Source organism: Nonomuraea sp. NPDC050022 (assembly GCF_044460705.1).
In the GTDB taxonomy this organism is placed as follows: Bacteria; Actinomycetota; Actinomycetes; order Streptosporangiales; family Streptosporangiaceae; genus Nonomuraea.
Map to the genome: position 1 here is coordinate 72,199 of NZ_JBITKE010000018.1, position 20,380 is coordinate 92,578.

25 protein-coding genes and 1 pseudogene are annotated in these 20,380 nt (G+C 70.4%); 10 read left to right on the top strand and 16 right to left on the bottom strand.

What is annotated here, in order from left to right:
- Positions 1-238: 238 nt before the first annotated feature.
- The 3 genes from ACIBO2_RS51995 to ACIBO2_RS52005 are packed head-to-tail and all read right to left on the bottom strand — an operon-like array spanning position 239 to position 1,352.
- Positions 239-688 carry a carbonic anhydrase gene (locus tag ACIBO2_RS51995; RefSeq protein ID WP_397304762.1) on the bottom strand — a complete coding sequence of 150 codons (450 nt, stop codon included), beginning with the start codon at positions 686-688 and terminating at the stop codon, positions 239-241.
- Complete coding sequence (locus ACIBO2_RS52000; protein ID WP_358547972.1) at positions 685-861, bottom strand: hypothetical protein; 177 nt, start codon at positions 859-861, stop codon at positions 685-687. The genes ACIBO2_RS51995 and ACIBO2_RS52000 overlap by 4 nt, the downstream gene beginning before the upstream one ends.
- A gap of 26 nt (positions 862-887) precedes the next feature.
- Entirely contained in the window at positions 888-1,352 is a 465-nt protein-coding gene (locus tag ACIBO2_RS52005) for a nuclear transport factor 2 family protein (protein ID WP_358548408.1), read from the bottom strand.
- A 140-nt stretch (positions 1,353-1,492) separates the two neighbouring features.
- Here ACIBO2_RS52005 and ACIBO2_RS52010 point away from each other — a divergent pair, with 140 nt between their 5' ends.
- Positions 1,493-2,077 carry a TetR/AcrR family transcriptional regulator gene (locus tag ACIBO2_RS52010; protein ID WP_358547974.1) on the top strand — a complete coding sequence of 195 codons (585 nt, stop codon included), beginning with the start codon at positions 1,493-1,495 and terminating at the stop codon, positions 2,075-2,077.
- 125 nt (positions 2,078-2,202) lie between these two features.
- Here the strand turns inward: ACIBO2_RS52010 and ACIBO2_RS52015 are convergent, their stop codons facing one another.
- Positions 2,203-2,772, bottom strand: a complete 570-nt coding sequence (locus ACIBO2_RS52015; RefSeq protein WP_358547977.1) for a TetR family transcriptional regulator — start codon at positions 2,770-2,772, stop codon at positions 2,203-2,205.
- 21 nt (positions 2,773-2,793) lie between these two features.
- Between ACIBO2_RS52015 and ACIBO2_RS52020 the strand changes: the two genes are divergently transcribed.
- The gene (locus ACIBO2_RS52020) at positions 2,794-3,732 is read left to right on the top strand and encodes an oxidoreductase (protein ID WP_397304763.1); all 939 of its coding nucleotides are present in this window, start codon (positions 2,794-2,796) and stop codon (positions 3,730-3,732) included.
- 21 nt (positions 3,733-3,753) lie between these two features.
- Here the strand turns inward: ACIBO2_RS52020 and ACIBO2_RS52025 are convergent, their stop codons facing one another.
- Positions 3,754-4,167: a winged helix-turn-helix transcriptional regulator gene (locus tag ACIBO2_RS52025; RefSeq protein ID WP_397304764.1), complete on the bottom strand. Its 414-nt coding sequence runs from the start codon at positions 4,165-4,167 to the stop codon at positions 3,754-3,756.
- A 105-nt stretch (positions 4,168-4,272) separates the two neighbouring features.
- On the opposite strand from ACIBO2_RS52025, the gene ACIBO2_RS52030 reads away from it, so the two are divergent.
- Positions 4,273-4,989 (top strand): DsbA family oxidoreductase, encoded by a 717-nt coding sequence (locus ACIBO2_RS52030; RefSeq protein WP_358547986.1) that lies wholly within the window; start codon positions 4,273-4,275, stop codon positions 4,987-4,989.
- Positions 4,990-5,181: 192 nt separating this feature from the next.
- On the top strand, positions 5,182-5,847 hold the full coding sequence (locus tag ACIBO2_RS52035) for an NAD(P)-dependent oxidoreductase (RefSeq protein ID WP_397304765.1): 666 nt from the start codon (positions 5,182-5,184) through the stop codon (positions 5,845-5,847).
- Positions 5,848-6,066: 219 nt separating this feature from the next.
- Here ACIBO2_RS52035 and ACIBO2_RS52040 read toward each other — a convergent pair whose 3' ends face one another.
- Entirely contained in the window at positions 6,067-6,321 is a 255-nt protein-coding gene (locus tag ACIBO2_RS52040; protein WP_397304851.1) for a hypothetical protein, read from the bottom strand.
- On the opposite strand from ACIBO2_RS52040, the gene ACIBO2_RS52045 reads away from it, so the two are divergent.
- A complete protein-coding gene (locus ACIBO2_RS52045; protein ID WP_397304847.1) occupies positions 6,313-6,630 on the top strand; it encodes an STAS domain-containing protein in 318 nt (105 codons plus the stop codon). The genes ACIBO2_RS52040 and ACIBO2_RS52045 overlap by 9 nt on opposite strands.
- Positions 6,631-7,318: 688 nt before the next feature.
- On the opposite strand, the gene ACIBO2_RS52050 is transcribed toward ACIBO2_RS52045, so the two are convergent.
- Positions 7,319-10,132 (bottom strand): ATP-binding protein, encoded by a 2,814-nt coding sequence (locus ACIBO2_RS52050; protein ID WP_397304767.1) that lies wholly within the window; start codon positions 10,130-10,132, stop codon positions 7,319-7,321.
- Between the two features lie 178 nt (positions 10,133-10,310).
- Here ACIBO2_RS52050 and ACIBO2_RS52055 point away from each other — a divergent pair, with 178 nt between their 5' ends.
- The 3 genes from ACIBO2_RS52055 to ACIBO2_RS52065 all read left to right on the top strand — a co-directional run bounded on the left by ACIBO2_RS52055 (position 10,311) and on the right by ACIBO2_RS52065 (position 12,365).
- The gene (locus ACIBO2_RS52055) at positions 10,311-10,667 is read left to right on the top strand and encodes a VOC family protein (RefSeq protein WP_358547996.1); all 357 of its coding nucleotides are present in this window, start codon (positions 10,311-10,313) and stop codon (positions 10,665-10,667) included.
- Positions 10,664-10,954 (top strand): hypothetical protein, encoded by a 291-nt coding sequence (locus tag ACIBO2_RS52060; RefSeq protein ID WP_397304768.1) that lies wholly within the window; start codon positions 10,664-10,666, stop codon positions 10,952-10,954. The genes ACIBO2_RS52055 and ACIBO2_RS52060 overlap by 4 nt, the downstream gene beginning before the upstream one ends.
- Positions 10,955-11,117: 163 nt before the next feature.
- A complete protein-coding gene (locus ACIBO2_RS52065) occupies positions 11,118-12,365 on the top strand; it encodes a serine hydrolase domain-containing protein (RefSeq protein ID WP_358548001.1) in 1,248 nt (415 codons plus the stop codon).
- Here the strand turns inward: ACIBO2_RS52065 and ACIBO2_RS52070 are convergent.
- From ACIBO2_RS52070 to ACIBO2_RS52080, 3 genes and pseudogenes are all read right to left on the bottom strand, one after another.
- Positions 12,343-12,591, bottom strand: coding sequence for an ATP-binding protein (locus ACIBO2_RS52070; protein WP_358548410.1), 249 nt, complete (start codon positions 12,589-12,591; stop codon positions 12,343-12,345). The genes ACIBO2_RS52065 and ACIBO2_RS52070 overlap by 23 nt on opposite strands.
- 166 nt (positions 12,592-12,757) lie before the next feature.
- Positions 12,758-13,132, bottom strand: a pseudogene (locus tag ACIBO2_RS52075) (histidine kinase dimerization/phospho-acceptor domain-containing protein); the annotation flags it as partial.
- 140 nt (positions 13,133-13,272) lie between these two features.
- Positions 13,273-13,965, bottom strand: coding sequence for a TetR/AcrR family transcriptional regulator C-terminal domain-containing protein (locus tag ACIBO2_RS52080; protein ID WP_358548004.1), 693 nt, complete (start codon positions 13,963-13,965; stop codon positions 13,273-13,275).
- A gap of 53 nt (positions 13,966-14,018) precedes the next feature.
- On the opposite strand from ACIBO2_RS52080, the gene ACIBO2_RS52085 reads away from it, so the two are divergent.
- On the top strand, positions 14,019-15,137 hold the full coding sequence (locus ACIBO2_RS52085; RefSeq protein ID WP_397304769.1) for an FAD-dependent oxidoreductase: 1,119 nt from the start codon (positions 14,019-14,021) through the stop codon (positions 15,135-15,137).
- A 13-nt stretch (positions 15,138-15,150) separates the two neighbouring features.
- On the opposite strand, the gene ACIBO2_RS52090 is transcribed toward ACIBO2_RS52085, so the two are convergent.
- From ACIBO2_RS52090 to ACIBO2_RS52100, 3 genes are read right to left on the bottom strand one after another with little or no spacing between them, the layout of a single operon-like run.
- Positions 15,151-16,113: a hypothetical protein gene (locus ACIBO2_RS52090; RefSeq protein WP_358548009.1), complete on the bottom strand. Its 963-nt coding sequence runs from the start codon at positions 16,111-16,113 to the stop codon at positions 15,151-15,153.
- Positions 16,110-16,955: an ABC transporter ATP-binding protein gene (locus ACIBO2_RS52095; protein ID WP_358548011.1), complete on the bottom strand. Its 846-nt coding sequence runs from the start codon at positions 16,953-16,955 to the stop codon at positions 16,110-16,112. Before ACIBO2_RS52095 ends, ACIBO2_RS52090 begins: the two co-directional genes overlap by 4 nt.
- The gene (locus ACIBO2_RS52100; protein ID WP_357955352.1) at positions 16,952-17,344 is read right to left on the bottom strand and encodes a GntR family transcriptional regulator; all 393 of its coding nucleotides are present in this window, start codon (positions 17,342-17,344) and stop codon (positions 16,952-16,954) included. The genes ACIBO2_RS52095 and ACIBO2_RS52100 overlap by 4 nt, the downstream gene beginning before the upstream one ends.
- A gap of 118 nt (positions 17,345-17,462) precedes the next feature.
- On the opposite strand from ACIBO2_RS52100, the gene ACIBO2_RS52105 reads away from it, so the two are divergent.
- Positions 17,463-18,065, top strand: coding sequence for a TetR/AcrR family transcriptional regulator (locus ACIBO2_RS52105; RefSeq protein ID WP_397304770.1), 603 nt, complete (start codon positions 17,463-17,465; stop codon positions 18,063-18,065).
- Between the two features lie 16 nt (positions 18,066-18,081).
- On the opposite strand, the gene ACIBO2_RS52110 is transcribed toward ACIBO2_RS52105, so the two are convergent.
- The 3 genes from ACIBO2_RS52110 to ACIBO2_RS52120 all read right to left on the bottom strand — a co-directional run bounded on the left by ACIBO2_RS52110 (position 18,082) and on the right by ACIBO2_RS52120 (position 20,372).
- Positions 18,082-18,900 carry an MATE family efflux transporter gene (locus tag ACIBO2_RS52110; protein ID WP_397304771.1) on the bottom strand — a complete coding sequence of 273 codons (819 nt, stop codon included), beginning with the start codon at positions 18,898-18,900 and terminating at the stop codon, positions 18,082-18,084.
- Positions 18,867-19,061, bottom strand: coding sequence for a hypothetical protein (locus tag ACIBO2_RS52115; protein WP_397304772.1), 195 nt, complete (start codon positions 19,059-19,061; stop codon positions 18,867-18,869). Before ACIBO2_RS52115 ends, ACIBO2_RS52110 begins: the two co-directional genes overlap by 34 nt.
- A 156-nt stretch (positions 19,062-19,217) precedes the next feature.
- Positions 19,218-20,372: an alpha/beta hydrolase family protein gene (locus ACIBO2_RS52120; protein ID WP_397304773.1), complete on the bottom strand. Its 1,155-nt coding sequence runs from the start codon at positions 20,370-20,372 to the stop codon at positions 19,218-19,220.
- Positions 20,373-20,380 lie beyond the last annotated feature (8 nt).

Below are 20,380 nucleotides of genomic sequence, written 5' to 3' on the forward strand. Positions count from 1 at the left end.
GGGTGATGTCATCGCGTCTGCGGCCAGCTTCGTATGAACTGACGCAGCCGTGTGATGTCGCGCTGTTCGGTGTCGACGGAGCGCTGCCATGCCTGGCGAGCAGCGGGGTCGAACTGGGCGTGCACCATGAGGTGTTCCTTTCCTACGTGCCGGCCCGCACCACGGCGGGCACAGTGGACTCGAACGGTCGGGTGACCAGACCGCCGGACGGCGGCCTGGAGAAGAGGGGCAGGGCGGCTCAGGCCGCGAGGGCGGCGGATGAGCCCGTGCCGGGGTCGAGTTGGTCGACCGCGCCGGTGGCAATGTCGTAGACCCAGCCACGCAGCGTGAGCGTCTTCGCCGCCAGGCCCCGGCCGACGCAAGGATGCGTCGCCAGGTTCGCGAGCTGGGCGATCACGTTGCTCCGTACCAGAACGCTCACCTTGTCCTCCCCGGCCCCGGGCTCGGCACTGGCTGCGCGCGCCGCACGGGCCAGGGAGGCGTCCGCGTGTCGCAGCCAGTGGGCGACGGCCGGCAGGGCGGTGAGGTCGTGGTCGTCGGCCAAAGCGGTCATCGCGCCGCAGGCGGAATGACCGCAGACGACGATGTCGGACACGCCCAGGACGGCGACGGCGTACTCGATGCTGGCCGCCACTCCGTCGGCGCCGGGGTGGTAGGCGGGGACGAGGTTGCCGGCGGTTCGGATCACGAAAAGGTCCCCGGCTCGCTCCCTGTGATCAGCTCGGGGACGACGCGAGCGTCCGAGCAGCCGATGAACAGCGTGTGCGGCGTGTGGTTCGTGGCCAAGTGGGCGAACAGGTCTACCTTGGCCGGGAGAACATCCCGCTGAAAACGCGCAACGCCCGCGGCGAGGTCTCGCATGGGCCACTCCCTTCGGTGGTGCGTCCTCAGAAGCCGAGATCGCTGAGGCCGGGGTGGTCGTCGGGACGGCGGCCCAGCGGCCAGAAGTACTTGCGCTCGGATTCGGCGATGGGGAGGGTGTTGATGGAGGCGTGGCGGGTGTGCATCAGGCCGTGCTCGTCGTATTCCCAGTTCTCGTTACCGTAGGAGCGGTACCAGTTCCCGGCGTCGTCGCGGTGCTCGTAGGCGAAGCGCACGGCGATGCGGTTGCCGTCGTAGGCCCACAGCTCCTTGATCAGCCGGTAGTCGAGCTCGGTGTTCCACTTGCGGGTCAGCAACGCGACGATCTCGTCTCGGCCCGTGGCGAACTCCGAGCGGTTGCGCCAGCGGGAGTCCACCGTGTAGCCCAGCGACACCTTCTGTGGGTCGCGGGTGTTCCACGCGTCCTCGGCCAATCGGGCCTTTTGGATGGCGGTCTCCCGGGTGAACGGCGGCACCGGCGGGCGGGTCATGTCAGCCATGTCGACTCAACTCCTTCGAACTCTGGGGACTCACCGCAGGTACGGTGAGCCCTGGAAACATCGGAGAACGTTCGTTCTCTCGACTACCTGCTAGAGTAGAGAACGTTGGTTCTCCGCGCAAGGGGGCACAGATGGTGGATCGGGAAGCGGCACGGGAACGGGTGCTCGACGCAGCCCAGGAGCTGTTCTACAGCCGGGGCATCCAGGCGGTCGGGATGGATGCGGTACGAAACGCCTCCGGGGTGTCTCTCAAGCGCCTCTACCAGCTGTTCCCCTCCAAGGAAGCGCTCGTGCTGGAATTCCTGCAGCAGCGGGATTCACGGTGGCAGCGGGCTCTCGCCAACTACGTCGAGGCGCAGCCGACGCCCGAGGAGCGGATCGCCGCGGTGTTCGACTGGCTGCACAAGTGGTTCTGTGAGCCGGATTACCGCGGATGCGCCTTCATCAACTCCTTCGGCGAGCTGGGCGCGGTCTCGCCCGAGATCGCCGAGCAGGCCCAGCACCACAAGAGGGCCTTCCACGACTACCTCGCCCGGCTCGTGACGGCATCTGGGCGGCCCGCCAAACTGGCCGATCAGCTCGCGCTCCTCGCCGAAGGAGCGATCACCACCGCAGCAATCTTCGGCACACCCGAAATCGCACACCAGGCACGAGACGCTGCGTGCCTCCTGATACACGCGCATCCCGGCCCTGATCTCCCAGAACTGCGGCGATGACAAGTAGCTGAGGGTGGCGCTCAAGCCGCCCGGGTTGGCGGCAGTGGCGATAGGGGAGCCCGGCAAGGGGTTTGTTTCATAGGTGACTACCTATGAAACGACCCGGCCCGCGGACTCGGCTGCTGTCAGCGCTTGGCGGCGATGCGGTCGATTGCCGAGGCGAGCGGTGCAAAGACCTGATCGATCAGCGCATCCAGGCTCTGGGCCCCGTCGCCATCCGCCCAGCTGCGCAGCGCGGTCTGGAACGCGGTGAGCGTGAGCCCGGCGGCAAGGGACGGATACAGGCCGGCTTCGGCGTCCGTTCTGGCGCGTTGGGCGAGGATGCCGGCCATCTCCTGCTGCCAGTGGGACTGCCGCTCCAAGAGCCGGGCCAGCAGGGCCGGAGTGCCGAGGATCAGCTGGGCGATGCGCAGCGCCTTGGCGGGATCGTCCCCGCCGATGTGGGTGAACACCCTCAGGGCCTGGCGCAGTGCAGCAGCGGGCGGCTCGCTGGCGGGGCGGGCACGCAGCTCCGCGCACAGCTGAGTACCGGCTTCGGCGAGCTTGTGGACCACCACGTCTTCCTTGGACTGGAAGTAGCGCGAGAACGTACGCCGCGACATGCCCACCGCCGCGACGATCTGGTCGACGGTCGTCTCCTCGAACCCCTGCGAGGCCAGTAGCGCGAAGGCGGCCTCGGCCAGCTCGTCGCGCACCAGTCGGCGCTTGCGCGTCGTATGAATGTGAGCGCTCAAGCATGGACTGCCGAGAGCATTCCGGATCAGACGGGCCGGACCTTCGTGGTCACCGGCGCCAACAGCGGCCTCGGCCTGGCCACCACCCGGCAGCTCGCCCGGCGCGGCGCTCACGTGGTGATGGCCATGCGCAACCTGGACCGGGGCCGGGCAGCCGCCGCAGGGATCACGGCCGCCCAGCCGGATGCCGACCTTGAGGTGCGCTGCCTGGACCTGGCCGACCTGGACTCGGTCGCGGCCTTCGCCTCCGCCGCCCACGCCGACGGCCTCCGTATCGACGTCCTGGTCAACAACGCCGGGGTGATGGCACCGCCCCGCAGTCTCAGCCCGCAGGGTCATGAGTCGCAGTTCGCCGCCAATCACCTGGGCCACTTCGCCCTGACCGGACTGCTGCTGGACCTGCTCCAGCACGGCCGGGATCCCTGCGTGGTCACCGTCACCTCCATCGTGCACCACGGCGGATTCATCCACTTCGACGACCTGTCCGGCGCGAAGAAGTACGCGCGCGTGGAGTTCTACGACCAGTCGAAGTTCGCCAACGTCCTGTTCGGTCTCGAACTCGACCGGCGCCTGCGCTCGGCCGGCAGCCGTGTCACCAGCGTGCTCGCGCATCCCGGCGTCTCGGCCACCGGCCTGCAGACCAGCGGCCCGACCGGTTGGATGAAGCTGGCCGGCGCCCTGGTCCACCGGTTCTTCGCCCAGGACGTCGAACAGGGTGTGCTACCCCAGCTGTATGCGGCGACCGCGGCCGGCGTCGAGGGCGGGCAGCTGTACGGCCCCGACGGCTGGCGGGAATTGCGCGGCCGCCCCACCGTCGTGCGCCCCGACCCCAACGCCGAGGACCCGACCACCGCGGGCCGGTTGTGGGAAGTGTCCGAAGACCTGACCGGCGTCTCCTACGCCTTCCCCGCCTCGGCATGAGCGGCACCCGGCGCCGACCGGTCAGGAGCCCGGAGCCTCGGCGGCGCGCTCGCGATTGGCCCGGATCTCGTCGTGGTGGTCGGCGGCCCAGCCGATCAGCGAGGTGACGATCTGGTGTAGGTCGCGGCCGAGCGGGGCGAGGGTGTACTCGACGCGCGGGGGGACCTCGGCGTAGGCGGTGCGGGTGATCAGGCCGTCCTGCTGGAGCTGGCGCAGGGTGAGGCTGAGCATGCGCTGGGAGATGCCGGGGACCTGGCGTTGCAGGTCGGTGTAGCGCAGCGGTCCGGACTCCAGGACCGCGATGATCAGCAGGCTCCACTTGTCGCCGACGCGGTCGAGGGTCTGGCGGATGAAGGCCATGTGCTCGGCAGGGATGGCCGCGCACGGTCCGACCGCCGCTGCTGCCGTCACCTCTGCTCCGTCGGCTGTCTCCATGACGCACATTCCTCTCCGGCACGCACACCGGTGTGCCTTTTGTATCGCTTTCCATGCTGGTCCATCATGGCGTTACGCACAAGTTGTAAGAAATGGAGGTGCGTGATGAAGGTGGCTATTTGGGCCGAGGTGACCTGCCCCTGGTGCGGCCTGGGGAACCACCGGGTGGCCAAGGCCATCGAGCGGTTTGAGCACGCGGACGAGGTGGAACTGGTCCACCACTCGTTCCCGCTCAGCAGCGGCTTCCCCGAGGGGGACACCTTCTCCGTCCGCGAGGCCCTGCTCCGCCGGCACGGTATGGGCGGCAGCCAGGCCGAGACCTCGACCCGGCGGATCGAGAGGCTCGCCGAGAGCGAGGGGCTGACCCCGTACCAGGTGCTGGACAACCAGGTCGGCAACACCGATCTGGCGCACGAGTTCCTCGCCCATGCCAGCGCCCAGGGCAAGAACCGCGAGGCCTGGGACGCGATCTTTACCACCTACTTCGGCAGGGCCGAGCCGGTCTTCTCCCTGGACGACCTCCTGGGGCTCTCCGACGAGCTCGGCCTGGACCGCGAGCAGACCCGCCAGGCCCTCACCGAGCGCCGCTACCGCCGGCAGGTCCGCGACGACGCGGCCCGCGCCCAGCGCTTGGGGGCGACCGGCGCGCCGTTCATCGTCGTCGACGACCGCTACGGCGTGCCCGGCGCCCAGGACAGCGACAGCCTCCTTGAGCTGCTGCGCAAGGTGTGGGACGACAGCCACCCCCTCACCCTCGCCGACCACGCCGGCGATGCCCCAGTCTGCGGACCGGACGGCTGTGCCGTCCCCGAGCGCGCCTGATCCCGGCTGCCCTCAGGCAGCCGCGGACATCCGCCGTCCGCGACGGCTCAGCACCACGACACCCACCATCCGACGCTGGAAAGGCTCAGAACCCTCATGTCGCACGACGAGGCGCGCCGCCTGGGCTCTGCCCTGACCGGTCGGCTGGCTGCCTGATCCACCCCTGAACTGCGCGAAAGGCATTTGATCACCATGAGTGACCTCCTCGTCTTCGGCGGCAGCGGCCGCACCGGCGCTCACGTGCTGGCGTACGCGGCTCAGCGCGGCCACCGCGTCCGCGCCCTCGTCCGCAACCCCGACAAGGTGCAGGCACCGGCCGGCGTCGAGCTGATCCAGGGCAGCCCCGCGAACATCGACGACATCCGCCGGGCTGCCGAAGGCACCGAGGCGGTGATCAGCGTGCTGAACAACGGCCGCGCCTCCGACAACCCTTGGGCCAAGCCGGTCAGCCCGCCGATGTTCATGACCGCCGCCGCCCGCCACACTCTCACCGTCATGGCCGAGCAGGGCATCCGCCGCATCGTTCTGACGTCCACGCAGGGCGCGGGCGACGACTGGGCCCGGCTCAACCCGCTGGTCAAGGCATTCATCAAGCTGTCGAACATCAAGGCAGGCTTCGCGGACCACACCGGCGTCGACCAGGTCATCCGCGCCTCGTCCGGCATCGACTGGACCCTGGCCCGCGCCGTAACCCTGACCGACAAGCCCGCCGGTGGCCCGGTGCGGGCCGCCGAGGCGGGCACCGAAAAGCCCGGCGCACGGATCAACCGCGCCGACCTCGCCCAGTTCCTCGTCCAGACGATCGAGGACGACACATGGACCCGCAAAGCGCCCCTGGTCTGGAACACCCGCGGCTGACCTGCCCCGCCAGGCCGCGGGTGGTCCCCTCATCAGCAGGAACCCTCCGCCTCACGTCCAGGCCACTGCTCACCGCCGCCCCGCGCTGGCCCAGCTGCGCACCGAACACCCGGGCCTGTCCTGCCACACTCTCGGCGGCCACTTCCGCGACTCCGAGCCGTTCTGGACCGCCGCTGGCCAGGGCGTGCCCGGCCGCTACACCCAGCGCGAGATCTGTCCTCACTTCACCGGGTGAACCACACCATCAGGACCAGCCGCGCCCGAAACGCCGGGCCGCCACGACAATTCCACGACAGCCAGGCCCGCCCGACGCCGGCCGTTGAAACGGACCCCTGTTTTTCGAGAAAAACGTCCCGTGACCGAGGACCACGGCTCCACCGAGCGCTTCACCGTCTCCATCGCCGTGCACAAGGACCACATCGCGGCCGAGCGACCGGCGAACTCGACCACCAACACGCCGGCCTGCTGCACCACCAGGTCAAAGATCCCTGGCAGGCGGCACCGTCCAGCGCGCTGGTAGTGGACCTGAGCGGCGTGACCTTCTGCGACTCCACGGGCATCGGCGTCCTGGTCCTGCTGCTGCAGCAAAGCCGCCGGCAGCAGGCCGGCCTGGTACTGGCGCAGGTGCCGGCCCCGCTGGAACGCATCCTGTCGATCACCAGCCTGCGCACCACATTCCAGATAGCACCGTCACTCGAACAGGCCATCCAGACCGTGACCGTGACACGGGCCGTGACACCCGCCTCGGGGCCCTCGCCCAAGCCGCTGGAAGCAGGCGGCTGACCACCCCGTTCCTGGCCGTCACGACCAGGATTGCTCCGGCCGCAACGGCAGGGGCTCACTCGCGCGGGAGAACCCCGCTGAACGCCGGATTCCGTTCCAAGTAGCCAGCCACCCGGACCCACCGCCTCGGCACCCAGCCAACTGGCGTCGTGGCCTGCTTCCTCACCGCGATGAGCTTGCGGTAGGCCGCCGCCGTGTTCGGGATGACCTCGGCGACGGCGAGGCGGGTAGAGGCACTGCCGCAGTGTCACTCCGCCCTCGTAAGCGGTGCTGGCCAGACGGGCCTGCTCGACGACCTCAACCCACTTGATACGGCCCGGGTACATGTACCGGCTATTCCCGAAACGAGGCTTTCCCTTGCCGGGTCATCAGAGGGACCCGCGCATCAGTGCAGGTCAGCGATATCCGACCAAAATTTCCCCAGGACTACAGACACCCCGTGCTGGCCCAGCGGCGACGACGCGGCATCCGAGGAGTTCAGCGCTCTGGCTCCGTAGGCCGTCACCGTGCCGGTCAAACGCGGTCTCGGCCGGCACGCGGCCGACGGCGTGCACCCCGACGAAGCGCACGATCTCCTGCAGCGCGGTGCTGGCCAGGGGATGCGGTTGCGCGCCACCAGAGCGCCGACCTCGGCGCCGCAGCCGCTCGTTGGGCGCGTTGCCCGTAAAGGACAGCATGTACATGCCAGTCAGCTTCTGGTGCGGGAACCCGGAGGCAGAGCTGGGGCCATCGGGGCGAGGCCCAGGTCGGCGAGCAGCGCCGCGCCGCGCTCGGCATGCCGGCCGCCGGCGAGCACCATGGTCCGTGCGGACTGGTAGCGACAGCCGGCCGTGTCAAACGCGTCCGCTGTGGCCAGCAACGCCTTTTGATCGCCGTTGAGCAGGGCTTCGGCTCGCTCCACGATGGCGGCGGAGATTGGGTTGCCGGCCACGATGGTCCGGGCCTCGACCGCACGGTCGCGAGCGTCGGGGGTTCCGGCCAGCACGGCGGCCTCGGCACGCAGCGCGACATACCAGTGGTGCCAGATCCAGGTGACCCACTTCCACACCTGCCTGGGCTCGGGGGCCAGCCGCTCCAGCGCCTCCGCCGCCTGACCGCGGTGCAGCTGAAGTATCGCGTCGAAGACCGCCCCGTAGCCGTAAGCACGCTCCGGTGGGGTGTCGAGCCGATCCAGGATCTCCTGCCATTCGCGCCGGGCGTCCTGATCACCGCGGAGGCCGTGGATCATCGCCACCCCGGCCACCGCCGGGCGAAGGAGCGACCAGGCGGAGCTGCCTGCCCGCCGCCACGAGTCGAGGAACCGGACGCCGCCGGTGAGCACCTCGTCGACGTTGCCCGCCAGCGCGTCGACCATCAGCAGCCGGCAGGTGGCGCGGTCACCGGCCTCCGCCAGCGATGGGTGGTCGGCCAGTTGGCGCGCCCATCGGCGGGCGCCTGGCACCTCCCCGGTGCCGAGATCAGCCTCGGCGACGATGCCGAGCGCGTCGATCAGCTCGTGGGTACCGGCCGGCGTGATCGGCAGGGAGGACAGGATCGTGATCCGGCGCCGGGCCGTAGTCGCGGTGGCGAACGTGTCGCCGGCCCAGCTCTGAGCGCCGGTGAGCGCGTCGAGCGCGGCCGACTCGGCGAGTGGGTCGCCGGTCCGGCGGGCGAGCTCGACCGCGCGTTCGGCGCGCGCGATCGTCTCCGGTACGGCATTGCCGGGCGGCCCTTGGGCGGCGCCGAACGCGTCGGCGACCACCGCGGCCTCGGCCAATGCGACCGCGGCCCGCGCGGCCGGATCGTCGCCGGCCGACTCTCGCGCCTCGGCGATCAGCGCGAGCGCCTCCTCCCGGGGCGGGAGCCGCAAGAACGTGGGCGAGAACCGGAATGCGATGGTGGCGGCGCTCGCCAGGTCCGCGGCGGCGCCGGCGGTGTCACCGCCGGCGCGGGCGGCGTCCGCGGCCGCGCGGCGCAGACGGTACATGTCATCACCGATCGTCCGGCAGCCTGCCACGGCTGAGGCCTGCCGCAGCAACGACGCGGTGGCGGTGGGGTCGGTCGCGAGCGCGGCCGCCTGCTCATAGTGCCGCTGGGACTCTCCGACGAGGTTGCGGGTGAAGGTCAGTTCCGCCAGGTGCCGGGCGAGCTGGTACGCGTCCGCGCGCTGCTCCGGCAGGTCGGCCGCCCACGCCAGGGCCGCGCGGAGGTCGTCGGCCACCAGGTCGAACCGGGCCCGCCAGTCCGCTCGTACCGTCTCCAGCCCGGCGGCTCTGGTCAGGCACCAGCGAAGGTGCCGCGATCGAGCGTCGACCAGCTCGCCGGCCTCGGCGAGCCGTTCCATGCCGTACTGGCGGATGGTCTCCAGCGCGCGGTACTCGGTCCCGCCGGGGGACGCCGTCACCGTCAGCAGGCTCTGTTCGGTCAGCCGGGCCAGCCCGTCGGCGACGAGGCCCTCCTCGGACCCGGTCACCTCGGCCGCGGCGGCCGCGGTGAACGGCGCCACGAACACCGACACCCGGCGCAGCAGCGCCCGGTCGGCCGGCTCCAGCAGGGCATGGCTCCAGTCGAGCGCGGCGCGTACCGAACGGTGCCGTTCGTCGGCGCGGGAGCCACCGGTGAGCATCCGGAGCGGGTGGGACAGAGCGGCGGCGATACCGTCCAGCCCGAGCGCGGGATACCGGGCGGCGGCCAGTTCGATCGCCAGCGCCATGCCGTCCAGCCGCTCGCAGATCGAGACGACCTGGTCGAGCGGCGGCGGGTCGAGCGGCCGGCCGGCCGCCGCCGCCCGTTCCATGAACAGCGCGACCGCGTCCGACCCGCCATCGACGGTCAGCGACAGCGGCGGAACCGGATACACCCGTTCGAACGGCACCATCAGCCGCGTCCGGCTGGTCGCCAGCACCGTCAAGCGCGGGCAGGCCACCAGCAGCCGCTCCAGGAACAGCGCGACCCCGTCCGCCACATGCTCGCAGTTGTCCAGGACCAGCAGCGCATGGCGGTCGGCCAGCGCGGCGACCACGGACGCGCTCATGTCGCGGCCGGGCGGCTCACCGAGGCCGAGCGCCCCGGCGACCGCGGTCGCGATCATGCCCGGATCGGTGACCGGGACCAGGTCGACGAACCACACCCCGTCGCCGTAATCGCCGGCCGCCTGCGTGGCCACCGCCAGCGCGAGCCGGGTCTTGCCCACTCCGCCGGGGCCGAGCGCGGTCACCTGGCGGTGTGTCCTGATCTGCTCGCTCAGCACGGCCCGCTCACTCACCCGGCCGATGAACGAGGTCAGCGGGTCCGGCAGCACCGGTGCCGGTTGAGCCGGGCCCGTGCCGGCCGGCTGGGGGGCGCGCTGGGCGAGCGCCCGCCGATCCGGCACCTCCAGCTTGCGCAGCAGCGAGGAGACATGGCTCTCCACCGTACGTACCGAGATGCACAGCCGTGCCGCGATCTCGGCGTTGCTGAGATGGGCTCCGACCAGTTCCAGCACCTCGGCTTCCCGAGGCGAGGTCTCCACTTCTGTCGCCACTGTGCAAGTTTGCCGCATCCCTTCCGTGCTCCCTTCCGTGATGACCGCCGTACGCGATCCGTGCCGTCGATCCGTGTGCGGTTCCGTGGTCACCACGGATGTGGACCGGCCAGGCCGGAGGAGAGGCTGTGCACACGCACACAGCGGGTCGATATGACCCACGACTACAGGAGCGACCATGACCGGCTCTTCCACGCAAGGCATCAAGACCGTGCTGCACCCCGTGTCCGACCTGGCGAAGGCCAAGGCGGTGTACGCGGCCCTGCTCGGTATCGCGCCACAGAGCGACTCCTCCTACTACGTCGGCTTCGAGGCCGAGGGCCAGCACATCGGGCTGGTGCCGGGCGGTGGACCCCAGGGCATGACCTCGCCGGTGGCCTACTGGCACGTGCCGGACCTCGAGGCGAAGCTGGCCCAGGTGACCGCCGCGGGGGCCGTCGTGAGGGAGCCCCTGCACGACGTCGGCGGCGGCCGTCTGGTGGCCACCGTCACCGACCTCGACGGCAACGTCCTCGGACTGCTTGAGGACCGATGAACGCCGACGTCGACATTGAGCAGCAGCCCAAGGGGCGCGGAATGAGGTTCACGCTCAACGGCGCACTCTGGTCACTTCAAGCGCTGTTCGGCTTCTTCTTCGCCGGCAGCGGTTTCGGCAAAGTGCTGCTGTACGACGGAGCTCTGTACGCGGCGGCGCCCCTGAGGCCCATCGCACCCGCGATCCTCACCACCTCACGCGCACTCAGGTCGTTCGCGGTCCTGGGCGCAGTGGTCCTGCTGACATTCGTTCCGACGTGGTACACGATGACCAACGTCCAATTCTGATCCCTCCGTTGTGTCGTCCTTGCCGGGTACGCGAACGCGCCGCTGTATCGCGGGCGTATCAAAAATCGCATACGCCACCGCAACAGTGATTCGTCTTCAGTGGACGTCGACCACAGCGCATCACTGTCAGCGCCAGGTTCGTCGACCGGGAAGGATTGTGATCATGGACTGCGATTCGGTAGGTGGCATCGACCGGCGGCGGCTTGTCAAATGGGGCGGGCTCGCCGCCGCCGGCTTGGTGGCGGCCGGCGCGCCGTTGGTAGGCGCCCAGCCCAGCCACGCCGACCCGTCCGGGGACGATCGGATCCCACCGGATACCCGGCCCGGCGGGGCCTACGACCGGTACGTGGCGAAGCTGGCCGCCGAGGGCAAGTTCTCCGGCGTGGTGCTGCTGGCGTACCAGGGCCGGACGGTGCTGTCGCGCAGCTACGGCATGGCCGACAAGGAGAAGGGGATTCGCAATCACGAGGACGTGGCGTTCAACCTCTCTTCGGGGAGCCAGCCTTTCTTATCGGTGGCCGTCTTGCAGTTGGTGCAGCAGGGCAGGGTGGCTCTGTCGGACCCGGTGGGCGAACACCTGACGGGCTTTCCCAAGGAGATCGCCGAGAAGGTGACCATCCACCACCTGCTCACCAGCACCTCCGGGCTGGACGCCCCGATGCCGGACTGGCAACGCGTCTTCCACAGCCGGGAGGAGGTGCACGAGTACAAGGAGCAGTGGGCCCGGCAGGCGACGCTGGTGGGGGTCCCCGGCGCGGGGTCCAACGGCCACCTTCCCGGCGGCGGCGTCGGCCTGGCCATGGCGGCGCTGATCGTGGAGGCGGTGTCCGGCATGACGTTCTGGGATTACGTGCATCAGCATGTCTTCGGGCGCTCCGGCATGAGCGGCTCGGCGTTCTACACCAGGGAGCAGTGGCTCACCGACAAGCACATCGCGCACCCGTACATGCTGCAAGCCGACGGCAGCCTGGTGGACGCCGTCCGCAACCTGGACAAGGGCAGCCTGGACCCGAACACACAAGGCAGGAATCCGGGCCGCGCCTTCATCGGTTACGCCTCGGGCGACGGCTTCGCCACCGCGCCGGACCTGGTCCGGTTCGCCGAAGCGCTGCGCGACGGCACAGTGCTGGAGCGGCCCTACGCCGACTTGTTCGCCGGGGCCAAGCTCCCCGGCCCGGAGCCCACCTCGTACGGGGCGTACACGATGCCGATCAGCATCATCAACGGCCAGTGGGTGATCGGGCGCGGCGGCGGGGCCGGTGGCATCGGCGCCAACTGGAGCATCTACCGGGACACCGGCTGGGTCGGCGTCATCCTCACCAACTGCGATGGCGTGCCGCTGCTGGACATCTGCCTGCGGGAGGCTGCGGCCGTCACCGGCGCGCCGGTCAACCCACCAGGCGGCGGCTGACGCGCGGCCACGGCCGGGCCGACACGCGAAGGACCGCATCGCGCCATCGTGCCGGTCGATCCGCCGTCGCCGTCGGGTCGCGCGGGAGGTCGATGGTGATGTCGAGGCCGCCGCCGCTGCGGGCGGTGACCGCGATGCGTCCCTGGTGGGCGAGGGTGATCGCGCGGACGATCGTCAGTCCCAGCCCCAGGCCGTGGGTGCGGACGCGGGTGCCTTGCCCGTGCACGAACGGTTCCAGCAGCGTCTCGGCCTCTTCGGGCGGGATCTGCCGGCCGGAGCCGGGGCCGCACCGTTATGCCGGCGGCCGCCGCTCGCGCTTGGACGGCGTCGAGGGCGGTGGCCGCGATGGCGGTCAGGTCGGCCGGTTGCCGCGCCGCCAGGCCGGCTTGGCTGCGGGCCAGCAGCAGCAGCCCGTTCAGGACGCGTCGCATGTGCTCGACGGCGTCGCGTACGTCGCCGGCCATCGCGAGCAGCTCGGCGCGGCTGGGGTGTCCGTCGAGGGTGACATCGATCGCGGCGCGGGCGGTGGTCAGCGGGGTACGCAGCTCGTGGGCGGCGTTGGCGGTGAACAGCCGCTGGCTGTCCAGGATCCGGTCGCGCTCGGCGATGCCGCGCTGTATGCGGTCCAGCATGTCGTTGACCGTGCCCGCCAGCGCCGACAGCTCGTCGGCCGGGGTGGTGACCGGGACCCGCTCGGTGAGGTCCTTGACCTCCGGTGGGTCGGAGCCGGTCGGGTCCAGGTAGGTGAAGAGCGCGCGGCGCCGCATCAGCAGGTAGGTCAGCCCGGTCAGCGCGGCGCCGGCGGTCAGTACGAGGGCGGTCTGCAGCAGCGCGAGCCTGGCCCGCGCGGTCTGCAAGGGCAGCGGAACTCCGAGCTGACCACCTATGCGGGCGCCCAGCCTGAGCTTCACGCCGGCGGCGGGGCGAGTTTGGCGGCCACGGCGTCCAGGACCCACTCCAGGCCGGTCGCGAAGGACGTCTCGGCGTCCACCTCCGTGCCGTCGCGCACGGCCTTGGCCAGCGTCGGGAAGCGGCCCGTGGCCAGCATCCTGCGCACATGCGGGCCGGAGGCGCGCTGCCAGTCGCGCTTGGACAGGCCCGTGGCGCGCTCGGCCCGCACGTCCGCGATCTCGCGCCTGATCGCGCCGGTGAAGTAGGCGCTGACGGTCTCCACAGCGCGCCTGACGGTGTCGACGTCGGCGAGGCCGTCGAGGGCGGCCAGCGTGGCCTCCGTCACGGCGAGGGCGTTCGGGCCCAGGGCCGGACGGCCGCCGAGCAGGTCGGCCAGCCATTCGTGACGGCGGGTTGCCTGCCTGGTGCGGTGGGCTCGGACGCGCAGCGCCTCCCGCCAGTCAGCGGGCTGCTCCTCGGGGAGGATCTCGGCGTGCACCTCGTCCACCATGAGGTCGAACAGCTCCTCCTTGGTGGAGATGTATCCGTACAGCCGCATCGGGCCGGCATCCAGCCGGGCGGCGACCTTACGCAACGACACCGCCTCCAGCCCACCCTCGTCCGCCAGCGCGATGGCGGCGGCGACGATTCGCTCCCGGTCGAGCGGCACGGGTCGTGTCGGCGGCTCCGGCCGGTCCCACACAGTCATGGGTACATCGTACTGTTGCGATACGCTGTATCCATCAAATACAGTGTATCGACATGAGCCATCGTATCGCCGTGATTGGGGGAGGCCCCGCCGGCCTTACCTTCGCCCGCGTCCTGCACCGCCACGATCACCCCGCCACCGTCTTCGAACGCGATCCCGCCCCCGACGCCCGTCCTCCGGGCGGCACGCTGGACCTGCACGAAGGGCTGGGCCAGCGTGCACTGGACAAGGCGGGGCTGCTGGGGGAGTACCAGGCGCTGTCCCGTCCCGAGGGGCAGGCCATGCGCATCCTGGACACGGACGGGACCGTCCTGCGCGACTGGCGACCCGGTCCGGATGAGCGGGCCAATCCCGAGATCGACCGCGGGCAACTCCGTGACCTGCTGCTCGGCCCCATGGAGGTTCAGTGGGGGCGGGGCGTGACGGAGGTGGTGCCGGGGACCCGGGATGGCGTGCTGGTCCATTTCGCGGACGGGCGACAGGAGAGGTTCGACCTCGTGGTCGGCGCGGACGGCGCCTGGTCCCGGGTCCGCCCGGCGCTCTCGCCGGTGACGCCGCACTACACCGGCGTCAGCTCGGTCGAGACCTCCCTGGACGACATCGACACCCGCCACCCCGACCTCGCCCGGTTGATCGGCGACGGTTCGGTGGCCGTGTACGGCGTGAACCGCTCCCTCGTCGCCCAGCGCAACAGCGGCGGCCACGTCAAGGTCTACACCAAGTTCCGCGCGCCGCTGGACTGGTACGCGGGCCTGGACCCGGCCGACGTCGAGGCCATGCGATCGAGCCTGCTGGCTCTGTTCGACGGCTGGGCCGCTCCCGTCCTCGACCTCCTCCGCCACGGTACCGCTTTCGTCCACCGCCCCTTCTACGTCCTGCCCGTCTCCCACACCTGGGACCACGTCCCCGGGGTGACGCTGCTGGGCGACGCCGCCCACCTGATGCCCCCCTTGGGGGTCGGCGCGAACCTCGCAATGCTGGAAGGCGCCGAACTCGCCGAGTCCATCGCCGCCGCCCCCGGCGACCTGGACGAGGTCGTCCGCGCCTTCGAGGAACAGATGTGGGCACGGGCCGGCAAGTGGGCGAAGATCACGACGGCCGGTCTGGAACGCCTCGTGAGCCCGGACCCCGCCGAAGCCCTCGCCCTCTTCGACCAAGTCCAGCCATCCTGACGGAGGATGCCTGTCAGCCGGGGCGGCGCAGGGTGCGGCGTACGGCCAGACCGCCGAGGGCCGCCGACGCGAGCGTCAGGATCGCCGCCTCGGTCCACTGGAAGCGCCAGAACCTGGACGACGGATGGTAGTAGACCGCGTACCGGTAACCCTTGCCGAACAGGCACGCCTGCCACGCCCTGGCGTTCTTGTCGCTCTGCCCCACATCCACCCGCCGCGGGCAGCCGCTGCCGACCGGCTCGGCGACCTCTCTCCCGGACGGCTCCACCCAGGCGGCGCTCACCAGCCGGGCGTCGGGATCGTCCAGCAGCACCGTGCCGGACAACTCGGTACGCGCCGGCTCGGCGTAGAAGTCGCTCAGTTTGAACAGCGTGACCATCGTGACCACCACCACGGCCACGACCAGTGCCATCGCGGGCAGCGTACGCCGGAACAGGGTGCCGGCGGCGGTGCCGAGCGCGAAGGCGTACAGCCACCACGCCGCCGGCTCCACCCCGACCATGTTGAACACGCCGATGTTGCCGAACGTGGAGTCGACCCCCGCCCTGAACACCGGCCGCCACAGGCTGACCATGAGCGACAGCAGCAGCCCACCCGCCACCACCGCCCCGCCCAGGATCGACAGCTTGACCGCCAGCCACCGCCACACGGGCACGGACTGGGTCCAGGCCAGGCGGTGGGTGCCGCGCTCGTACTCACGGCCCAGCAGCGGCGCGCCCCAGAACGCCCCGATCAGTGCCGGCGCCACCAGCGGCATCCAGCCGAACACCGAGTAGGCCGCGTCGTAACGCTGCCCGAGGGCCACCGCCAGGTCTCCGCACGCCACAGCGGGCCCCGGGCAGCCGGGCGGGGCGTGCTCGGCCACGTACCGGCTCGCCTCCAGCGCCGAGCCCAGCAGCAGTATTCCCAGCAGCGCCAGGAAGCCCGCCGTCACGAGGAGCTGTGCCCGGTGCTGGCGCCACGTCACCCAGATCACGCGCCCACCCCCGTCAGGCCCGGCAGCGCCGCCGACTCGGGGCTGCGCAGGTAGCCCATGACGAGCTCTTCCAGCCCCGGGCGCCGCGCCTGCCAGCGCGGATCGAGCGGGGGCGCGCCCCTGATCAACATGCTGACCTGCCTGCCGGTACGGCTCGCGCCCACCACCCGCGTCCCCGCCGCCGACGCCTCCTCCGGCCCGGTGAGCACGAGATGCCCGTCGAGCAGGTCCTCGATGTCACCGCTGACCTGCAGCCGGCCTCCGTTCAGCACGATCAGCCAGTCGCACGTCTCCTCCAGGTCGGAGACGACGTGCGAGGACAGCAGTACGGTCAGCTCCCGCTCGGCCACCTCCGCCATGATCGAGCGCATCACCTCGTGGCGGGCCAAGGGGTCGAGATTGGCCAGCGGTTCGTCCAGCACCAGCAGGTCAGGTCGGCAGGCCAGCGCCAGCGTGACCGCCACCTGCGCCTGCTGCCCGCCCGACAGGCCGCTCACCTTCCGCTCCAGCGGGATGCCCAGCCCGGCGAGCCGGTCGGCAGCGGCGGCGGCGTCCCAGCGGGTGTTCATGCGGCGGCCGAAGGTGAGCATCTCGGCGACGGTGAAGTTGTCGTACAGCGGCTTGTCCTGCGCCACGAACGCCGCCTCGCCGGCCACGCGGACGCTTCCCCGCGCGGGTCGCAGCAGGCCGACGGCCGCGTGCATGAGCGTGGTCTTGCCCGCGCCGTTGGGCCCGACGAGCGCCGCCACACGTCCCGTGGGCACGGACAGCGAACAGTCGCGCAACGCCCACGTACGGCGATAGCGGACTCCCAGGCCGGTGGCCTCCAGTCCGGGACTCATGCCACGCCCTCCTTGGCGACGTCGGCCAGGACCACATTGAACAGCGCCCGCAGGTCTTCCTGATCAAGCCCGGCCCCGCGGGCCTCGCGCACCCACGCCTCCAGGCCGCGCCGCAGCCGCGTGTGCTCGGCGAGCGTCGCACCCGCGATGCCCTGCCGGACGAACGTCCCCATCCCCGGGCGTCCCTCGACCAGCCCTTCGCGCTCCAGTTCCCGGTACGCCTTGAGCACGGTGTTGGGGTTGATGGCCAAGGTCTCGACCACCTCGCGAGCGGTCGGCAACTGGTCGCCGGGCCGCAGCGTACCGAGCCGGAGCGCCTGTTTGACCTGGTGAACGAGCTGCAGGTACGTCGAAACCCCCGAGCCGCGGTCCAGGTTGAACTCGATCAACCGAAAGCACCCTTTCACTATTCGAATAGTGAAAGGGTGTTGGATTCGACCGTCTGTTGTCAACCTGGGGGCGATATCTTCGATGGTGCTGCCCACATGCAGCTAGGGGGGTCGATCGATGAGAGCGGGCTATCCGAAGGGGCGACGGCGGCGTGCTGAGATCGTCGAGGCCGCGTTCGCCAAGTTCGCCTCGGTCGGGTACCGCAACGCGAGCATGGTGCGGATCGCCGCGGACTGCGGGGTGTCACGGATGGGCCTGGCGCATCACTTTCCGACGAAGGAAGCGCTCCTGGCCGCTGTGCTGGAAGAACGGGATCGAGTCAACGGCGAGTTGTTCTTCGCCGGATTCGACGCGACGGCGGATGGCCTGGACTATTTCTCCCGGCTCGCGCGATTGGTGGACTACAACGCGACAGTCCCAGAGCTTGTGAGCCTGTACGCCGTGCTGTCGGTCGAGGCCGCTGATCCGGAGCATCCGGCGCACGCGTACTTCGTCGACCGATATACGCACATCCGCCGGGATATTCGCGATGCGCTCGTGGAACTCCACTCCCGAGGACTCGTGCGGCCGGGGATGAGCATCGCGGGCGCCGAATCGGATCTCATCGCGTTGATCGACGGTCTGCAGGTGCAGTGGCTCCTCGACCCGGCCAGCGTGGACATGGGTGCCCGCTTCCGGCGGCGGCTCAGCGAGATGCTCCTGGTCGAAGTGCCCCGATGACCGGCTGCGCCGCGACTCAAGCCGTCAGCGTCTTGGGCCGGCCGAACCTCCACAAAAGGCCGGCGGCGGCCACGACCGAGATCACTTCACCGATCGGCAGGCTGATCCAGATTCCGGTGGGCCCGCGCGTCCCGAGCGCCAGGACGAGCGGCGCCTTGATGATCACGAGCGTGCCGATCGAGATCAGGTACGACGGCGTGGCTCGGCCGAGGGACTGGAAGTAGGCGGAGATCAGCGGCGGGACGCCGGCGAAGACGAATCCGATCGCGATGACGCGCAGCGCGTCGACCGTGACGGACGTGGTGTGTGGATCACTGATGAACAGCCCTACGAGCGGCCGCGCGAGCAGGGCGATGAGCGTCGCGGTCGTCGCCCCGTAGCTGACGGTGCCGCGCATGGCCAGCGTGAGAGTCCGGTTGACGCGGCCGGTCAGCCGGCGGCCGGCGTTGTAGCCGACGATCGGCTGGATCCCTTGGGTGATGCCGATCTGCGGCGTGAACACGAAGGTCTGCAGCCGCGCGCACACCGCGTAGGCGGCCAGAGCGACCGCGCCGCTCGCGGCGAGAGTCGTGTTGATCAGGGCTGCCAGCAACGTGGCACCGAAGCCGGCGAGGAAGGAGGGGGCGCCCACCGCGAGCACGGCCCCGATCGTCGCCGGGTGCGGGCGCAGGTCGGCCGGCCGGATCCGGTACGGCCGAGCGCGCTGGAGGAAGAAGAACCAGAGCGCCATGCCGGCCGACACGGCCTGGCCACCGACCGTGCCGAGAGCCGCGCCGGCGACACCCAGGCCGCAGACGAAGATCAGCAGCGGATCGAGGGCGATCTGCACCAGCACGGTTCGTCACGAAGCCGAATGCGATACACCACGTTGAACCAGCCGTGTGTGATCTCCTCGGCGAAGTCGTCGCCGTCGGGCACCCGGGCGGTCCCATAGGCCCGCTCGATCATCGCCCGAAGCGTCTTCAGCGGCTGCCGGTTCTTCGTGATGCTCTGCATCGGGACTCCCATCCGGCCGCCCTTGCCGTGCCGCGGCTCGATTGCCCGCCGAGGGATGCTACAAGAAACCGGCAGGGGTGACGGAATTAGCCTGTACGTCCTGCACGGGCACAGCCGGTCGAGAACTCGCGATGGCTTCGGCGGACGTGCCAGGCCTCAGGATTGAGCGCAGGTCGCGGGGCAGAATTTGACCTCGGGGTAGCGCGATGACGGCTTGTCCAGGAGGGGCTGCCGCTTGGACTTCAGGTGCTGGTCGAGGAAGGCCGCCACGTATGTGCGGGTGAGCTCGGCGGCGCGCGCCGCAGGCGGAACGCCGTAGGCGGGCTTGACGCCGAGGGCGCCCGCCAGCAGCGAGGCGTCGGTGAAGGTCGAGTGTTCCGCGCCGGTCACCACGAGCCAGCGCTTCCACCCGGTCAGCAGCTTCCAGTCGCGGTCCCAGGAGGTGTCGCGGCCACCGGGGACGTGCTGCGCCGAGCCCAGGAACATGAACGGCCGGGTGAACCCGCTCTTGGGGATCCGGGCGTAGGTGGTGCCGTCCATGTCGATTCCGGCCCGCACGCGGGGGTCCTTGAGCATGGCGGCCATGGCGCCGGCCCCGCCGATCGACTGGCCGACCATGGCGATTCTGGAGCGGTCGATCACGCTGGAGCCGTCCCATTTCGCGGGCAACTGGTCGAGTACGAAGGAGACGTCGGCCGCCCGGCCCGCGACCACTCCCGTGCCGAAGCCCGGGTCGGTGTCGCTGTCACAGGCTAGGCATTCGGCGACCCGCCCGTCGGCCAGGGTCGTGGCGTAGCTTTCGTAGGTGTGGTCGATGCCGACCACGACGTACCCTCGGCTGGCCAGGTCCTCGGCCAGCGACGTGAGCGTGCTCATCGGGTTGGTGAAACCGGGGGACAGCACCACCAGCGGCAGCTTTTCCCCTGCGAGTTTCGCGTCTTTGATGGCGTTCGTGCGGGTCTTGCTCAGCGTGTCGTCCGGGACGCCCCCGACCCCATAGCGCCTTATGGCGAGCTCCGATTCCTTCGGTGTCATGTACGGCGCACGCTTCCCGTCCCGCTGCTTGGCCGGATACCACAGGGTGACCTTGAGCTCCCTGGCGTCGACGTCGAGGTTCCACGGATCGGGGCGGGAGGTGTCCTTCAGATACAGGGCGGTGGTGCCGACCGGGTGGGCGCCGGTGGGGGCGGGCAGGGTGGCGGGGCCGGTCGGTGTGGCCGAGGGGGCGGCGGAACGGGGTGGGACGGGTGCCGTGCAGGCGGACGTGGCCAGGACGGTCAGTGCCGCGGCGACTGCCAAAAGGTGTCTCATCGCGAGGT

Coding starts and splice junctions, on each gene's coding strand:
- ACIBO2_RS52000 (WP_358547972.1), bottom strand. CDS start 861: ATGCGAGACCTCGCCGCGGGCGTTGCGCGTTTTCAGCGGGATGTTCTC.
- ACIBO2_RS52005 (WP_358548408.1), bottom strand. CDS start 1,352: ATGACCCGCCCGCCGGTGCCGCCGTTCACCCGGGAGACCGCCATCCAA.
- ACIBO2_RS52010 (WP_358547974.1), top strand. CDS start 1,493: ATGGTGGATCGGGAAGCGGCACGGGAACGGGTGCTCGACGCAGCCCAG.
- ACIBO2_RS52020 (WP_397304763.1), top strand. CDS start 2,794: ATGAATGTGAGCGCTCAAGCATGGACTGCCGAGAGCATTCCGGATCAG.
- ACIBO2_RS52025 (WP_397304764.1), bottom strand. CDS start 4,167: ATGGAGACAGCCGACGGAGCAGAGGTGACGGCAGCAGCGGCGGTCGGA.
- ACIBO2_RS52030 (WP_358547986.1), top strand. CDS start 4,273: ATGAAGGTGGCTATTTGGGCCGAGGTGACCTGCCCCTGGTGCGGCCTG.
- ACIBO2_RS52035 (WP_397304765.1), top strand. CDS start 5,182: ATGAGTGACCTCCTCGTCTTCGGCGGCAGCGGCCGCACCGGCGCTCAC.
- ACIBO2_RS52055 (WP_358547996.1), top strand. CDS start 10,311: ATGACCGGCTCTTCCACGCAAGGCATCAAGACCGTGCTGCACCCCGTG.
- ACIBO2_RS52060 (WP_397304768.1), top strand. CDS start 10,664: ATGAACGCCGACGTCGACATTGAGCAGCAGCCCAAGGGGCGCGGAATG.
- ACIBO2_RS52065 (WP_358548001.1), top strand. CDS start 11,118: ATGGACTGCGATTCGGTAGGTGGCATCGACCGGCGGCGGCTTGTCAAA.
- ACIBO2_RS52080 (WP_358548004.1), bottom strand. CDS start 13,965: ATGACTGTGTGGGACCGGCCGGAGCCGCCGACACGACCCGTGCCGCTC.
- ACIBO2_RS52085 (WP_397304769.1), top strand. CDS start 14,019: ATGAGCCATCGTATCGCCGTGATTGGGGGAGGCCCCGCCGGCCTTACC.
- ACIBO2_RS52095 (WP_358548011.1), bottom strand. CDS start 16,955: ATGAGTCCCGGACTGGAGGCCACCGGCCTGGGAGTCCGCTATCGCCGT.
- ACIBO2_RS52105 (WP_397304770.1), top strand. CDS start 17,463: ATGAGAGCGGGCTATCCGAAGGGGCGACGGCGGCGTGCTGAGATCGTC.
- ACIBO2_RS52115 (WP_397304772.1), bottom strand. CDS start 19,061: ATGCAGAGCATCACGAAGAACCGGCAGCCGCTGAAGACGCTTCGGGCG.
- ACIBO2_RS52120 (WP_397304773.1), bottom strand. CDS start 20,372: ATGAGACACCTTTTGGCAGTCGCCGCGGCACTGACCGTCCTGGCCACG.